Here is a 16,073-nt window from a genome sequence, read left to right as displayed (position 1 = left end):
CGGAGGGTGGTTGACGCAGGAGCCGCGGAGATGGACGACAAGCGAATCCTACCGATCGAACAACGCAGACTGACTGCGGAACTGGTCGCACGAGTCGAACGTTTCGAGCCTGACCCGGGGCCGGAACCGGGGACTCGCGAGCACACCCAGGCCGAGTTTGCGGCGATGGCGGAGTCCCTGCTGCTGGAATACACGCCGAGGGATCTTTGGATCTTCGCCTACGGCTCGCTGATCTGGAACCCGGAATTCGAGGTCGTTGAGAGCCTGCGCGCCACCGCCCATGGCTGGCACCGCTCGTTCTGCCTGACGCTTACGCGCTGGCGTGGCACTCGCGAGCTGCCTGCGCTGATGCTGGCGCTGGACCGGGGCGGGAGCTGCAAGGGGATGCTCTACAAGCTGCCGGCGCAGGACCACTTCAGGCAGCTGGCGCTGTTGATGGAACGGGAAATCGATGCCAATCCACCCACCAATGTCCCACGCTGGATTCCGGTGAAGTCCGAGGCCGGAGTCGTCAAGGCCTTGGCTTTCGTGGCCGCGCGTGGCGGCAATGCCTATGCCGGTAAGCTGCCGCCGGAGAGCGTCGCGCATGTCCTGGCCCGCGCCGCCGGCCACTGGGGCTCGGCTGCCCAGTACCTGTTTCGCACAGTGACCATGCTGGAGGAGCATGGCATCCGGGATCGTAATCTGTGGCGAATCCAGGGCCTGGTGGCGCGCGAGATCGAGGATTTTCTGTCGGCTAAATAAGTTACCTGCCGGCAGCAGATGATGCTGTTGTAGGGGCAGTTGCACTGTTGAAAAAGAAAACGGGCCCGAAGGCCCGTTCTCAATTCCTTACTGCCGCCGCTCAGGCCAGTCCGTTCTGTTTGCGGAAGTAGGGAATCACGTGCTCGCCGATGTTCTTCAGGGTTTCCAGCTGGGCCCACTGCGGGACGGTACCCATCTGGCAGATGAAGAGGATTTCGTCGGCGCCGGCATCGATCAGGCGCTGCACGTAGCCGATGCAGTCGTTCACGGTGCCGTAGGCATGGTTCGGGTTCATCATCGCCAGGGTCGGGTCGGAGAAGTCCACGGAGACTTCTTCGGAGGCGAAGCGCGATTTGATCACCGCCTGGCCGTTGCCGTCGATGTAGGTGTCGTCCTTCCACTTCTCCGGATCCGGGCGCTCGCCACCGGCGTACCAGTAGGCCAGGGACTCCATGAAGTAGCGCTGGCCACGGATGCCGATCTGGCGGGCCTTCTCGTTGTCGTCAAGGACGATGGCCGGGCAGAGGGCGGCGATGTGGCGGTTGGGGCGGAAGCCGACCTGATCCTTTTCGTCACGGTTGTCCCAGGCCTCGTGGTACACGGCGACCTTCTTGGCGATCTCTTCCGGGCCACCGAAGCCCAGCACCAGGGCGCCCATACCGCGTGCGCCGGCGTTCTTCAGCGACTCGGTGTTGGTGCACGCCAGGTACATCGGCGGGTGCGGATCCTGGTAAGGCTTGGGATGGATCGGACGCTTGGGGATCTTCACGAAGTCGCCGTTATGCTCGATCTCATCCTGCACGAACATCTTCGGGATCAGGTACATGGCCTCGTCGATCTGCGGCTGCAGGGTGGCCAGGTCGTAGCCGAAAGTGCCGGACTCCTGCTGGGTGCCGCCCTTGCCGACGCCGAAATGCACACGGCCCTTGGACAGCAGGTCCAGGGTGGCGATGCGCTCAGCCACCTTCACCGGGTGGTTCATGGCCGGCGGCAGGCAGACCACGCCATGGCCGATGCCCAGACGCTCGGTCTTGCCGGCGACGAAGGCCAGCATGGTCTCCGGTGCGGACATGTGCGAGTAGTTGGTCAGGGCGGTGTGTTCTACGCACCAGAAGGTGTCGAAGCCGAGCTTGTCGGCAAGTACGGCCTGTTCGACGGTTTCGTCGAAGATGCGACGGTCGCCTTCACGGCTGGAATCGATCGTCTGGGCCTCGTAGATCAAGGAGAATTTCATGCGCGTGGTCCTTCTTGTTCTGGATTCAGTCGAACCTGGACTGCCCAGGTCTTGCGTGCATGTTGGGGGATAGACGATGGGCCTGAATCCTCCAAACAGACTACTTGGAATGGGCTGCAAGCCCCGTCGTATGGCCTTTTCGCAATAACGAAAACGCCCGCGCAGAGGCGGGCGTCGTCGATGGTGCGGCGTGATCCCACAAAGGGAAAACGATTGTGTAGGAGCCAGCTTGCTGGTGAATGGCGCCCTTGCAGCAGGGGGGCGGTCAGTGTCTCAAAGGAAGAAGTCGGTGCTGTCCAGGCCCATGCTCACGCCGCCTAGGTTGAGGGCATACTTGCCCGGGCAGTTGGCCACGTGGGCACGGCCTGTGTGGATATCCCGGAACGCGCGATTGATGCCGTGCGTGCGGAAGATGGTCGAGGCGCCGCTGTTGTACATCAGCGCTTCGACGGCCTGCGCGCACTTGTCCGGGACGATGGCCGAGTCGTAGCGCATCTTCACTCGCTCGGCCATGGTCAGCGACTCGCCGGCATTGGCGCGGTGCATCATCATCTCGAAGTTGCGTAGCAGGACCGTGCGGCATTCGTCCACCGTAACCATGGCATTGGCCAGCGCGGTCTGGGCGCCCGGGTCCTGGATGATCCGGCGGCCATCGTTGACGCCCACGCGGCCTTTGTTGGCCTCGATGAACAGGTCAATGGCGCCTTGCAGCGCGCCGATGGTGGAGGAGGATACGGCACGCACGAATATCTGCCCGAACGGCAGGCGGAACAACGGCGAAGTGTTCACCGCATTGCCAGGGCTGTTCTGCATGAAACCGTCGAGGGAGCGGTGGGTGCGGTACTCGGGGACGAATACATCTTCCACCAGCACGTCGTGTGAGCCAGTGGCTTCCAGGCCCATCACATTCCAGTTGTCGATGATGCTGTAGTCGTGACGTGGCACCAGGAAGGTGCGGTAGTCCGGCGCATCGCCTTCCTTCTCAGGTGGCACCACGGCGCCGAGGAAAGCCCACTGGCAGTGCTTGCTGCCGGAGGAGAACCCCCAGCGTCCGCTCAGGCGGAACCCGCCGTCGACGCGGGTGACCTTGCCCACCGGCATATAGGAAGAGGAAATCAGCACGCTCGAGTCCTGGCCCCAGACATCTTGGGCAGCACGGTCGTCGAACAGCGCCAGCTGCCAGTTGTGGATCGCCACCACGCCCAGCACCCAGGCGGAGGACATGCAGCCTTCGGCGAGGGTCATCTGCACCTCGAAGAAGTCCTTCGGCTCCAGCTCGTAACCTTCCCAGCGGGCAGGCTGGAGGATGCGGAAGAAGCCGGCTTCCTGGAAGTCGCGGATCGTTTCTTCGGGCAGTTGGCCATTCTGTGCGGCCAGGGGTGCGCGTTCGCGCAGCACCGGGACCAATTCACGGGCACGTTGCTTGAGGCGCTGACGAATCAGGTCGTGGTCGAGCATGTTGTTGTTCTCCTGTTGAAGGCTTTTCCACCCATCGCGAGGCATTCAAACAACAGGCAACAAGACGGACATCCCTCAAACGGACCATATGCGAGTGCGCTCTATATGAGGACTGCTCTTCTGTGGGGGCGAATTCATTCGCAAAGGGTCGCGCAGCGGCCCCGCGGAAGTTCCAAGGCAGGCCGCTGGCCTGCTTTGCGAATGAATTCGCCCCCACATGTGTCAACGCTGCAACCCGCGCGGGACTAGTCCCCTCGGACGATGTTGCGCCCAGGTACCTTCGCAAGAATCGGCTCCACGAACCTCGTCCAGAACAACAAGAGGGCAGTGCGATGAGCCAGGCCGATCTGAAAAGCGAAATGCTCCAGGCGATGCGTCGTCTGGCCAAGTCCGTGACCATTATCACCACCAGCAACGGGCAGGAGCGTTTCGCCATGTCCGCCACGGCCGTGGACTCGTTGTCCACCGAGCCGCCATCGTTGCTCATCTGTGTGAACAAGACCGCCTCCCTGCATGCCGTGCTGGATGCCGGTGCGGATTTCTGCGTGAACATCCTCGGTCATGAGCAGGAAGAGCTGTCGCACCTGTGCAGCGGCCCGGTTAAGGGCGAGGCGCGCTTTCAGCGCGGTGACTGGCGCAACAGCGTCGACGGTATCCCGTACCTCGGTGACGCCCAGTCAGCGATCCTCTGTCGCCAGGACGGCAAGTTCAGCTACGGCACCCATACCATCTTCATCGGTCGCATCCAGCAGATTCACAACAGCACGCGTATCAGTCCGCTGGTGTACCTCGACGGCACGTACACCACCACCGCACCGGCGCCTTCGCTGGCAGCTGTCGGCTGAGAACGGGCCATGACGGCGATGGAGCAGCATCCGAACGCGCCTTTGCGAGTCGCCGATGCCGGGCAGGTGAAGTGGGACGACAGCGCCGACTTGCTGGTCGTCGGTTTCGGAGGCTCGGGTGTCTGTGCGGCCCTTGAGGCCCGTGGCCAGGGGCTGTCAGTGCTGGCGCTCGAGCGCTTTGCGGGTGGCGGCGCCACCGCGCGCAGCGGCGGTGTGGTCTATGCCGGCGGTGGTACGCCGCAGCAGGCCGATGCCGGCGTCGAGGATTCGCCCCAGGCGATGTTCGACTACCTGCAGCAGGAAGTCGGTGATGCCGTCTCCGCCGGAGCCTTGCGCGAGTTCTGCGAGCGTAGTCGTGATCACCTCGCTTGGTTGGAGCGCCAGGGCGCAGCCTTCGAGGGCAGCGTGCCGCCGGTGAAAACATCCTACCCCAGCGACCAGTACTACCTCTATTACTCCGGCAACGAGGCTGTGCCGAGCTACGCCGCCCAAGCCAAGCCGGCACCTCGCGGGCACCGCGCGCTGGGTAGCGGCATGTCCGGCCGCAACCTCTACGCTCCGCTCAAGGCCAGCGCGTTGCGCCAGGGTGTGCGCTTGCGCACTCGCTGCGAAGTGCGCCGTCTGGTAGTGGACGGCAGTGGTCAAGTGGTTGGCGTTGAAGCCTGGCAGCTCCCGGCCGGTAGCCGTGCAGCCAAGCGCCATGCACGCCTGGCGCGTTGGACCGATGCCGTGCATCCCTACGCTCCGGCACTGGCCGAACGCCTGCGCCGCAAGGTGCGTGTGTTGGAACTGGAACATGCCGAGCGACGCCTGATTCGTGCGGGCCATGGCGTGCTGCTCTCCGCTGGCGGTTTCGTGTTCAACCGGGCGATGGTCACGGTGCATGCACCGCGCTATCTCGACGGCCTGCCGCTGGGCACCAGCGGTTGCGACGGCAGCGGCATCCGCCTGGGCCACAGCTCCGGTGGCGCGATGGACCGCATGGAAAAGGTCAGCGCCTGGCGCTTCATCAATCCGCCGCTGGCCTGGGCCCGTGGGGTGATCGTCAACGCCGCCGGGCGGCGCTACTGCAACGAAGAGGTCTACGGCGCCAAGCTGGGCCACGCGATGGTGGAAGAACAGGGCGGTCGAGCGATCCTCATCATCAACCGTGCGTTGTTCAAGGAAGCCTTGGTGCAGATCGGGCCGGGCAAGGTCTGGTCGTTCCAGCGCCTGCCAGCATTGCTCAACCTGCTGTTCAACGCCCGCCGTGGCAACACCCTGAGCCAACTTGCAGAACGCACCGGCCTGCCGCGTGCGGCGCTGGAGCAGACGCTGGTGGCCTATAACGCCGCCGCCCGTGGCGAGCGTGAAGACGCCTGGGGCAAGTCACGTGGCTTTCTCGCCTCGCTGGAGCGCGGGCCCTGGTATGCACTGGACCTGTCGTTCGACAGCAAGCTGTATCCGTGCCCGGTGATCACCCTCGGCGGCCTGCGCGTGTGCGAACAGAGCGGCCAGGTGCTGGATGACGCCAGTCAACCGATCCCCGGTCTCTACAGCGCCGGCCGCAATGCGGTGGGCGTCGCTTCCAATTTCTATGTATCCGGCTTGTCGCTGGCCGACTGCGTCCACTCCGGGCGCCGTGTCGGTGCCCATGTGGCAAGCCTCGTCCGTGCCGCCCAGGCGGCCCAAGGAGCACAACGATGAATCGAGTCGAAGGCAAAGTCTGCATCGTCACCGGCGCTGCCAGCGGGGTGGGCCGTGAGGACGCGCTGCTGCTGGCCCGCGAGGGCGCCAAGGTGGTGCTCACTGACCTCAACGATGAAGCCGGTCGCCAGGTTGCCGCCGAGATTGGCGCCAATGCGCTGTTCATCCGCCACGACATTTCCAGCGAGGCGGACTGGCAGAACGTCATCAAGACAACCCTGGAAACCTTCGGCCGTCTCGACGTGCTGGTGAACAACGCGGGTATTCTCGCCGTTGGCAGCATCGAGGACACCAGCCTGGAGCTGTGGCAGAAGATCCAGCGGGTCAACAGCGACGGCTATTTCCTCGGCTGCAAGTACGCCATCCCGGCGATGAAAGACAGCGGCGGTGGCTCCATCGTCAACATGTCCTCGGTGGCGGCATTGGCCGGCATGCCGATGTTCTGCGCCTACTCCGCCTCCAAGGGTGCGGTGGCAGCATTGACACGCGCCGTGGCGCTGCACTGCAAGCATCAGGGCTATCGCATCCGCTGCAACAGCGTTCATCCAGACGGCATCAATACCCCGATGACCCAGGCCATTGGCGGCGTGAAACCGATTCCGCAGGAGGAGTTGGACAAGGACCCGATGAATCGCATGTGCGACCCGCGCGATATCGCCAACCTGGTGCTGTTCCTGGCATCGGACGAGTCGCGCTTCGTCAGTGGTGCGGAAATGCGCATCGACAATGCGCAGTTGATCAGCGGGATTTGATGGGGATCGAAGCATGGGTAGCGCCGAGCAACTGGCAATGACGATGGAGCCCCAGCAGTCCGGTGGTTTCCGGCTGGAAGTGGCCGAGGTGATCAACGAGACCCATGACAGCCGCTCGCTGGTGCTGCGTATCCCGTCCGGGCAGGAAGAGCGATTCCGCTACAAGGCGGGGCAGTTTCTCAGCTTTCGCGTGGATATCGGGGGTAAGCGGCTGACCCGCTGCTATTCGATGTCCAGCTCGCCGGATTGCGACGCCTTGCCCAAGGTCACCATCAAGCGGGTGGACGGTGGGCGGGTGTCCAACTGGTTCAACGATCAGGTGAGTGCGGGTGACCTGCTGGATGTGCTGCCACCGGCAGGGCACTTCCATCTGCGGCCTGGCGAACATGACCTGGTGCTGTTTGGTGGCGGCTCGGGAATCACCCCGGTGTTCTCCATCCTCAAGTCGGCACTCAAGACCAGCCAGCGGCGCATCAAGTTGGTGTATGCCAACCGCGACGAGGCGTCGGTGATCTTCCGCGACGAGTTGCGCGCCATCGCCAAGGCCAACACCGAGCGCCTGGAAGTGGTGCACGTGCTGGACTCGGTACAGGGCTTCTTGAGCGAAGGTGAAGTGCGCCAGCTTGTGCGCGGGCATGCCGGCGCGGAGTTCTACATCTGCGGTCCAGGGCCTTTCATGGACACCGTGGAAAAGGCCCTCCTGGCTGCTGGCGAAGACACTGCTCGCATCCATGTGGAGCGCTTCGTCTCGCCGCCCGACCCGGACCAGGTCCTGGCCGAGGTGGCACCCGTCGATACGGATGCCGCTGCGGTCGAGAGCGTCTTCGTCGAACTGGATGGGCAGCAGCATGAAGTCAGCTGGCAGCCTGGCGAAACGCTGCTGCAGAGCATGCGCAGCGCCGGCCTGGACGCGCCTTACTCCTGCGAGGAAGGCTTCTGCGGCGCCTGCATGTGCAAGGTGGAGGAGGGCGAGGTGCGCCTTTCTCGCAACGATATTCTCAGCCCGGCGGAAATCGCCGAGGGTTGGACCCTGGCCTGCCAGGGCCGCCCGGCCTCGGCCCGGCTGAAACTGAAGTTCCCGGATTGACTGGGAGCTGCTGCCCCTTTGGGCTGCACTGAGCGTGTATGTCTGTGCCTTTATACCCGGCTTCGGCCGGGTATTTTTTTGTATGGTTGGCAGCCTGCGCTTAGTCCCAACGGACGATCATCTCACCCATTCGGGTTAGGTACACTCCGCTGAAACCCCCACTCCAAGAACAACTAGAGAGGTTCTCTCCATGGCTCGTCTGCCCAACAAAATTGCGGTTGTCACCGGTGGTGCTTCGGGTATTGGTCTGGCTTGTGTGCGTCGCTTCGCCACCGAAGGCGCACAGGTGATCGGGCTGGATGTTGGTGAGCCGCGTGCTGACGTCATTGCCAGCCTCGAGGGCTTGCAGCCGGCGCCGTTGTTCATGTCGCTGGATGTGCGTGACGAGGCCAATGTCGAACGTGTGATGCAGGAGGTGATCACCCGCTTCGGCCGCATCGATGTCCTGGTCAATGCCGCAGGCGTGAGCAGCATCGGCAGCATCACCGACAGCAGCACCGAGGAATGGCGCCGTGTACTGGACATCAACCTCACCGGCAGCATGCTCACCAGCAAGCACGCCCTGCCACCGATGCTGGCCCAGCGCAGCGGCTCGATCATCAACATCGGTTCGATCTTCGGTGAGCAGGGTTGCGGCGACAACTCGGCGTACAACGTCTCCAAAGGTGGCATCAGCCAGCTGACCCGCTCCATGGCTATCGATTACGGCTATGCCAACGTCCGCGTCAACGGCCTCTGCCCCGGCATGATCGACACGCCCATGACGAAGATGATCAAGGACCAGCAGGAGTTCTATGCCTTCTTCGCCTCGCAGCACATGCTCAGCCGCGCGGGGCAGCCGGAGGAGGTCGCCAACGTGGCCTTGTTCCTCGCTTCCGACGAAGCCTCCTTCGTCAGCGGCCAGATGATCTGCGTTGACGGCGGCTTCTCCGCTGGCCGCCGTTTCGCGCCGCCGAAACTCTGATCGTTGATTGCAACGGGCCGGGGCCTGCCCGGCCCCGTTTTTCCGTTTCTGCGAGAAATTCTTCATGTCCAGCCTGGAATCCGCCCTGACCATCCCGCAATTGCTGGCCGCCGCTGCGACGCACTACGGTGAGTCGATGGCCATCGAGGAGGAAAACAGCCGCCTCAGTTACCACCGACTCGACCAGTTGCGTCGCCAGGCTGCGCGCGCCTTGTTGGCCCTGGAGGTCAAGGTGGGTGATCGCGTGGCGATCTGGGCGCCGAACATCCATGAGTGGATAGTCGCGGCAATCGCCCTGCAGAGCGTGGGTGCGGTGCTGGTGCCGCTGAATACGCGGATGAAGGGGGCCGAAGCCGGGTTCATCCTGCGTGAGAGCGGCGCTCGCGCGCTGTTCCTGATCGGCGAGTTCCTCGGCACCCGCTACCCCACGCTGCTGGCGGACGAGCTGTTGCCCGAGCTGCAACATCGCATCAGCCTGCGCAGCGAAGTCGAGGGTTGCCTGGGTTGGGAGACCTTCCTCACGCTGGGTGACGGGGTGTCGCCGGCGGAACTGGATGTGCGTGAAGCGGAGGTGGACGAGCACAGCCTGTCCGATCTGCTGTTCACCTCCGGCACCACCGGCAAACCCAAGGGCGTGATGACCGCCCACGGTCAGAACCTGCGCATCGTCCGTGACTGGAGCGCGATGGTCGGCCTGCGCCGGGGCGATCGCTACCTGATCGTCAACCCGTTTTTCCACAGCTTCGGCTACAAGGCCGGTTGGCTGGCGGCGCTGATGCGCGGTTGCTGCATCCTGCCGCAGCAGGTGTTCGACGTACCTGTGATGCTCGAGCGTATCACCCGCGAGCGCATCACCGTGCTACCTGGCCCGCCGACGCTTTACCAGTCGATCCTCAGCCATCCGAACCGCCAGGATTACGACCTCGGGAGCTTGCGTGTGGCGGTGACCGGCGCTGCTTCGGTGCCGGTCGAAATGGTCCGGCGCATGCGCAGCGAACTGGGTTTCGAAACCATCGTCACCGCCTACGGCCTGACCGAGGCCTGCGGCTTCGTCACCATCTGTCGTCCGGGCGATTCCCCGGAGTTGGTGGCCAACACCTCGGGCCGCGCCTTCCCTGATGTGGAAGTGCGCTGTGTGGACGGTGACGGCCAGCCAGTGCCTCCGGGTGTGGCGGGTGAAATCCAGGTGCGCGGCTATAACCTGATGCGCGGTTACTTCAATAATCCCGAAGCGACCGCTGAAGCCATCGACGCCGAGGGCTGGCTGCACACGGGCGACGTCGGCGTGCTGGATGAACAGGGCTACCTGCGCATCACCGATCGCCTCAAGGACATGTTCATCACCGGCGGCTTCAACGTATACCCGGCGGAGATCGAACAAGTCATCCTGCGTTATCCGGGCGTGGCGCAAGCCGCCGTGATCGGCATCCCTGACGAGCGCCTGGGTGAAGTGGCCATGGCCTTCCTCCTACCCGCCACGGGTCAGCACGTGGACACCCAGGCGTTCCTCGCCTGGTGCCGCGAGCAGATGGCCAACTACAAGGTGCCGCGCCGCGCGCTGCTGCTGGAGGCCATGCCGCTCAATGCTGCCGGCAAGGTGACTAAGGATGCATTGCGCAAGCTGACGGAAGCCGCTTCGTAACCCTGTAGGGTGCGCCTCGCGCACCAAGGTTCTATCGGATGGGGTCGGTCGTCTGCCGGAGTCGTAGGATGGGTTGAAGTACGAAACCCAACAATGGCGATGGGTATCGCTACGCTCCACCCATCCTACTGGCTGTGTCTCGTTCACCATCGGCGCGGCCACCCAGAACCGCCACACTGCTGTGAAGGACATAAGCCAGCTCGCTCTGGCGGGTGACGCCGGCCTTGGAAAAGATCGAGCGCAGGTGCGCCTTCACCGTGTTTCGCCGGATGTTCAGCTGTGCGCCGGCTTCATCCAGCGAGTTGCCATGGGCCAGCTGGATCGCCAGCGCGGCTTCTGCGGGGGTGAAGCCGAACAGTTGGCGCAGCGGCTGCTGCTGTACGGAAGCCCTGCGCTCCGGGGCGCGCAGGAAGACCGCCACGGCGGGTTGCTTGCCTTCCAGGCTTTCCTGGCTAGGCAGGCTCTGCACCACCACGCCCAGGCTGCTGCGGCCGGATGGGCGCTGCAAGGTGATGGCCTCGGCAATTTGCGGGCCCTGTTTCAGGCGCTCCTCCTGCGCCTGCTTGATCAAGCGCTGCAAGGCCTGGTTGTCGCGCCGGTAGGCCGCGCTGAGGCCTTCGTTGAACAGGCTCAGGCCGTCGTTCTCGGCCAGCAGCTCTTTGGCCGCCTGGTTGGTTTCCAACACCTTCAGGTTGTTGTCGAGGATCACCGTGCCGATCTGCATGCGCTCGACAGCGGAGGCGTAGAGCTGGCGCTCGACTTCGCTGCGCTTGAGCTGGCCATGGAGGTTCACGGCCCGTCGCAGATGGGGCAGCAAGCGTGCACAGAAGGCCTTGTCCGCTGCGTTGAACCCGGGTACCCCGTGTGGACGACAGACACGCAGCCGGCACTCGATGCCGTCTGTGGTATGCAGGTCGGCGCCCATGACGTGGAACACATCCAGCGGCGCATTGAACTGCTGATAGAAGGCCGATTCGAGCCAGCGTTCCTCGCCCAGCAGCTCCGCGATCGTATGGACCTCTCCGGACGGCAGCCCGATAAAGGGGTCAAGGGCATAGTAGGTTTCGCTGTACGCGGATATCGCCCAGGTCTCGACGGGCCCCGCGTTGACCATGAAGCCGGGGTCGCCCGGCGTGCTAGGGCGCAGGATCAAGGTGACGTAGTTGGCCTGGAGTGCAGTACGCAACTGCTCAAGGCTGCGTTGCCAGGGCACGTCTTCGCTGGCGCCTTCGTAGATCTGCTCGATGAGTTCACTGAGTTCATCCAGCGAGAGTTCGGATGCATTCATAGTTGTTATTCACCCCTGGGGCGTAGCGAGAGTCATCGTCCACCCTACGCAGCACCGCTGGTTTGGGGCGGAGGGTCGCCTGGATGGCTCGCCAGTGCATCCCTCGGATGGACGAGGCTTTTTTAGCACGGGGTCGCCTGGGCGGCAGCCACCTGCAGACCAACTGCACAGTTGGAATCGATTACCGCACATAGATCGTTCAAGCCAATGAAGCCACGCTGTTCAGCAAGGTCTTCACCAGTTGCGCCTGGCGGGTGGCGCCGGTCTTGGCGAACACACCGCGCAGATGCGCGCGCACGGTATTGCGCGACACGCCCAGGCGCTCGGCGCTTTCGTCGAGGGTCAGGCCATCCATCATCAGCATCGCTACCTCGGTTTCTGTGCGGGTCAGTTGGAACAGGCTGCGAAGCAGGCGACGCGAAGCTTGCGGCGAGTCGCTTGGGTCGCGGATGAACACAGCGACCGCGGGTCGCCGATCGATGCCCTGACCCTCGTAGTTCAAGGCAATGGGGCGCAAGAGCACATTGAGCGGCACTTCCCCCGTGGGGCGCGCCAGGGTCAGCACCTCGATGCAGTCGTCCTTGCCGTGCTGGTGGTGTTGCAGCACGGTCAGGATCGCCCGTTGCAGGTTGCGGTTGTCCTGGCCGGCAAAGGCATAGAGCTTGTCCTGCCGGCATTCGAGGCCATCATGGGCGGCGAACAGGCGCTGCGCCGCCTGGTTGCTGCGCATCACCTTGCCGGTCTCGTCGAGGATCGCCGTGCCCACCAGCAGGCGATCGATGGTGGCGGCGTAGAGCAGGCGCTCGGAATCCAGCTGATCGACGGTCGAGTGCAAGTCCACCGCTTGCTGCAGGTGCGGCAGCAACAGGCGCACCAGGGCCATTTCCGCAGCGGTGAAGTCCTGGTCGGCGTGCCCCCGGCAGGCGAACAGGGCGCAGTGCATGCCGGCCGCCGTGCGCATATTGGCTACCAGCACATAGCGCAGGTCGAGCGGGCGCAGGTAAGCCAGGTAAAAGTCATGGGCCAGCCAATGCTCGGCGCCCATCACTTCGTCGGCGCTGACCACCTGGTCGGCGGGCCAGTTCAGAAAGGGGCAGATCGAGTAGTAGTGCTCGCTATAGGAGGGTTCGCCCGGTAGGTGCGGGCCATGGATCGAGGCGTTGACGATCAGTCCCGGCCGCTCATGGGCAGGGTTGCGCAGCACCAGGGTGAGGAAGCTCGCGCCGATGCGTTGGCGCAGCGCCTCCAGCAGGCTGGCCCAGGGGGTAGGTTCCAGCGGACCCCGGTAGGTCAGTGCCAGCAGTTCGCTAAGATCCGGGCCACTGATGCCCGCGAGTTCATGGGCGTGTCGAAGGTCGTGCATCCTCGCCTCTCTAGTTGTGGTTGTCGGGCTGGATGGGGCGAGTATTGGTGGCTCGGGCGTTGAGCAAATCGTCCGTTCGGCCTAGCCAATGGCGGGGCCTTCGCGAGCAAGCTGGCTCCTACGGGGCGGGAGGGTGGCAGGCCCTGTAGGAGCCAGCTTGCTGGCGAACGGCCGGGCGGCAATCCCGGCTAAGGCATCAACAGCCGCTCGACGATGCGTTCGGCGGCCGCTTCCGCCGTTTCGCTTCCTGTGTCGATGTGGATATCCGGCGCCAGTGGCGGCTCGTAGGGCGAATCGATGCCGGTAAAGTTCTTCAGCTCGCCGCGCCGTGCCTTCTGGTAGAGGCCTTTGGGGTCGCGCTGCTCGGCCAGGGCCAGAGGCGCATCGATGAAGACCTCCAGGAAGGCCCCTTCACCGGCCAGGCTGCGCGCCAGTTCCCGCTCGGCGCGGAAGGGCGAGATGAACGACACCAGCGTGATCAGCCCCGCGTCCAGCATCAGCCTCGCCACTTCGGCCACCCGGCGGATGTTCTCTACCCGATCGGCTTCGCTGAAGCCCAGGTCACGGTTCAGACCGTGGCGCACGTTGTCGCCGTCGAGCAGGTAGGTGTGCCGGCCCAGCGCGTGCAGCTTGCGTTCCACCAGGTTGGCGATGGTCGACTTGCCGGCACCGGAGAGACCGGTGAGCCAGAGGATGCGCGGGGTCTGTCCCTTGAGTGCGGCATGGGCCTGGCGATTCACGTCGATGGCCTGCCAATGCACGTTCTGTGCGCGGCGCAAGGCGAAGTGCAGCATGCCGGCGGCCACGGTCTGGTTGCTCAGCCGGTCGATGACGATGAAGCCGCCGGTATCGCGGTTCTCGGCATAGGCATCGAAGGCGATCGGCTGGTCCAGGCTCAGGTTGCACACGCCGATCTCGTTCAGCTCCAGGGTCTTGGCTGCCAGTTGCTCCAGGGTGTTGACGTTGATCTTGTGCTTGAGGGAGGCGCAACTCATGCCGAGGGTGCGGCAACCGACCTTCATCAGGTAGGGGCGACCGGGTAGCAGCGGTTCCTCGCCCATCCACACCAGGGTTGCCTCGAACTGGTCGGCCACGGCAGGTGGCGCATCGGCCAGGGCGATCAGGTCGCCACGGCTGATGTCGATCTCGTCTTCCAGGGTCAGGGTCACGGCCTGGCCGCAGATGGCCTCTTCTTGCGCGCCGGCCATTCCGAGAATGCCGCTGATGCGACTCTGTTGGCCCGACGGCAGCGCGCGGATCCGTTCGCCCACGCGAATACTGCCCGCTGCCACGTTACCGGAGTAGCCGCGGAAGTCGAGGTTCGGCCGATTCACCCATTGCACCGGCAGGCGGAACGCGGCGTTGCCGGGCACGGCAGCTTCCAGCGGCACGCTTTCCAGGTGCTGGAGCAGGCACGGGCCCTGGTACCAGGGCATGTTGGCGCTGGGCTCCAGAAGGTTGTCGCCTTTGAGTGCCGAGAGCGGGATGCACTGGATGTCCGTCAGCCCGAGTTGCCCGGCGAAGGCGCGGTAATCAGCCTCGATGCGGTTGAAGACATCCTCGGAATAGCCCATCAGGTCCATCTTGTTCACCGCCACCAGCACTTGGCGGATGCCCAGCAAGGACACCAGGTAACTGTGCCGGCGCGTCTGTGGCAACAAGCCCTGGCGTGCGTCGATGAGGATCACCGCAAGGTCGGCGGTGGAGGCGCCGGTGACCATGTTGCGCGTGTACTGCTCGTGGCCGGGGGTGTCGGCGACGATGAACTTGCGCTTGTCGGTGGCGAAGAAGCGGTACGCCACATCGATGGTGATGCCTTGCTCACGCTCGGCGGCCAGGCCGTCCACCAGTAGGGCGAAGTCCAGCTCACCGCCCTGGGTGCCGAGCTTCCTGGAGTCCGCTTCGAGCTGGCCGAGCTGGTCTTCGAAGAGCACTTTCGACTCGTACAGCAGGCGCCCGATCAAGGTGCTCTTGCCGTCGTCGACGCTGCCACAGGTGATGAAGCGCAGCAGGTCCTTGTGCTGTTGCTGTTCGAGGTACTGGTCCAGGTTGGTAATGGCGCTCATTAGAAATACCCCTCTTGTTTCTTCTTCTCCATGGAGCCGGCCGAGTCGCTGTCGATCAGCCGGCCCTGGCGCTCGGAAGTACGGCTCACCAGCATTTCCTGGATGATTGCCGATAGGTTGTCGGCCTCGCTGTCGATGGCGCCGGTCAGCGGGTAGCAGCCGAGGGTGCGGAAGCGCACCTTGCGCAGTTCGGGTGTTTCGCCGGGACGCAGCGGCAGGCGCTCGTCATCGACCATGATCAGCGTGCCGTCGCGGCGCACCACGGGGCGCTCCTTGGCGAAGTAGAGGGGCACGATGGGGATCTGTTCGAGGTAGATGTATTGCCAGATATCCAGCTCGGTCCAGTTCGACAGCGGGAATACGCGCAGGCTTTCGCCCTTGCGTTTGCGCGTGTTGTACAAGCGCCAGAGTTCCGGGCGCTGTTGCTTGGGGTCCCAGCGGTGCTGCTCGGAGCGGATCGAGAAGACCCGTTCCTTGGCTCGGGACTTCTCCTCGTCGCGGCGGGCACCGCCGAAGGCCGCGTCGAAGCCATAGAGATCCAGGGCTTGCTTCAATCCTTGGGTTTTCCACACGTCGGTGTGCAGCGCCGAGCCATGGGTGAACGGATCGATCTGGCGTTCCAGACCTTCCGGGTTGATGTGCACCAGCAGTTCCAGTCCCAGGCGTTGGGCGGTCTGGTCGCGGAAGGCGATCATTTCGCGGAACTTCCAGGTGGTGTCCACGTGCAGTAGGGGGAAGGGCGGCTTGCCCGGGGCGAAGGCCTTCATCGCCAGGTGCAGCATCACTGCGCTGTCCTTGCCGATGGAGTAGAGCATCACCGGGTTTTCACACTCGGCTACCACTTCGCGGATGATCTGGACGCTTTCCGCTTCCAGCCGTTGTAGATGAGTCAGCATTGCTTGCCTCCTTGGATGGAGCCGGGTTCGGCCTGGTATGGCCGGCCC

Annotated in this window: 13 protein-coding genes; 7 read left to right on the top strand and 6 right to left on the bottom strand. The window is 64.0% G+C overall.

Features of this window, described 5'->3' with window-relative positions:
- Window positions 1-30: 30 nt before the first annotated feature.
- Window positions 31-744 (top strand): gamma-glutamylcyclotransferase, encoded by a 714-nt coding sequence (locus tag J7302_RS07895; protein WP_215372697.1) that lies wholly within the window; start codon window positions 31-33, stop codon window positions 742-744.
- Window positions 745-844: 100 nt separating this feature from the next.
- Here J7302_RS07895 and J7302_RS07890 read toward each other — a convergent pair whose 3' ends face one another.
- Window positions 845-1,978, bottom strand: coding sequence for an LLM class flavin-dependent oxidoreductase (locus J7302_RS07890; protein ID WP_215372695.1), 1,134 nt, complete (start codon window positions 1,976-1,978; stop codon window positions 845-847).
- A gap of 273 nt (window positions 1,979-2,251) precedes the next feature.
- A complete protein-coding gene (locus J7302_RS07885) occupies window positions 2,252-3,436 on the bottom strand; it encodes a flavin-dependent monooxygenase (RefSeq protein ID WP_215372693.1) in 1,185 nt (394 codons plus the stop codon).
- A gap of 332 nt (window positions 3,437-3,768) precedes the next feature.
- Here J7302_RS07885 and J7302_RS07880 point away from each other — a divergent pair, with 332 nt between their 5' ends.
- The 6 genes from J7302_RS07880 (at window position 3,769) to J7302_RS07855 (ending at window position 10,412) form a co-directional block, all read left to right on the top strand.
- Window positions 3,769-4,281: a flavin reductase family protein gene (locus J7302_RS07880; protein ID WP_215372691.1), complete on the top strand. Its 513-nt coding sequence runs from the start codon at window positions 3,769-3,771 to the stop codon at window positions 4,279-4,281.
- A 9-nt stretch (window positions 4,282-4,290) separates the two neighbouring features.
- Entirely contained in the window at window positions 4,291-5,967 is a 1,677-nt protein-coding gene (locus tag J7302_RS07875) for an FAD-binding protein (protein ID WP_215372688.1), read from the top strand.
- Window positions 5,964-6,719 (top strand): glucose 1-dehydrogenase, encoded by a 756-nt coding sequence (locus tag J7302_RS07870; protein WP_215372686.1) that lies wholly within the window; start codon window positions 5,964-5,966, stop codon window positions 6,717-6,719. The genes J7302_RS07875 and J7302_RS07870 overlap by 4 nt, the downstream gene beginning before the upstream one ends.
- A 13-nt stretch (window positions 6,720-6,732) precedes the next feature.
- Window positions 6,733-7,806, top strand: a complete 1,074-nt coding sequence (locus tag J7302_RS07865; protein WP_215372683.1) for a ferredoxin--NADP reductase — start codon at window positions 6,733-6,735, stop codon at window positions 7,804-7,806.
- A gap of 190 nt (window positions 7,807-7,996) precedes the next feature.
- Window positions 7,997-8,770 (top strand): SDR family NAD(P)-dependent oxidoreductase, encoded by a 774-nt coding sequence (locus J7302_RS07860; protein WP_215372681.1) that lies wholly within the window; start codon window positions 7,997-7,999, stop codon window positions 8,768-8,770.
- Between the two features lie 64 nt (window positions 8,771-8,834).
- Window positions 8,835-10,412 (top strand): FadD3 family acyl-CoA ligase, encoded by a 1,578-nt coding sequence (locus J7302_RS07855; RefSeq protein WP_215372679.1) that lies wholly within the window; start codon window positions 8,835-8,837, stop codon window positions 10,410-10,412.
- 109 nt (window positions 10,413-10,521) lie between these two features.
- On the opposite strand, the gene J7302_RS07850 is transcribed toward J7302_RS07855, so the two are convergent.
- The 4 genes from J7302_RS07850 to cysD form a co-directional block, all read right to left on the bottom strand.
- Window positions 10,522-11,700 carry a helix-turn-helix transcriptional regulator gene (locus J7302_RS07850; RefSeq protein WP_215372676.1) on the bottom strand — a complete coding sequence of 393 codons (1,179 nt, stop codon included), beginning with the start codon at window positions 11,698-11,700 and terminating at the stop codon, window positions 10,522-10,524.
- A 199-nt stretch (window positions 11,701-11,899) separates the two neighbouring features.
- On the bottom strand, window positions 11,900-13,063 hold the full coding sequence (locus tag J7302_RS07845; RefSeq protein ID WP_215372674.1) for a helix-turn-helix transcriptional regulator: 1,164 nt from the start codon (window positions 13,061-13,063) through the stop codon (window positions 11,900-11,902).
- 188 nt (window positions 13,064-13,251) lie between these two features.
- Complete coding sequence (gene cysN / locus J7302_RS07840; RefSeq protein ID WP_215372672.1) at window positions 13,252-15,129, bottom strand: sulfate adenylyltransferase subunit CysN; 1,878 nt, start codon at window positions 15,127-15,129, stop codon at window positions 13,252-13,254.
- Window positions 15,129-16,025, bottom strand: coding sequence for a sulfate adenylyltransferase subunit CysD (gene cysD / locus J7302_RS07835; protein ID WP_215372670.1), 897 nt, complete (start codon window positions 16,023-16,025; stop codon window positions 15,129-15,131). The genes cysN and cysD overlap by 1 nt, the downstream gene beginning before the upstream one ends.
- Between the last annotated feature and the right edge of the window lie 48 nt (window positions 16,026-16,073).

Origin of the sequence: Metapseudomonas boanensis, from assembly GCF_018704125.1 — a bacterium.
Lineage (GTDB): Bacteria > Pseudomonadota > Gammaproteobacteria > Pseudomonadales > Pseudomonadaceae > Metapseudomonas > Metapseudomonas boanensis.
This window is presented reverse-complemented; position numbering and strand designations above follow the sequence as displayed.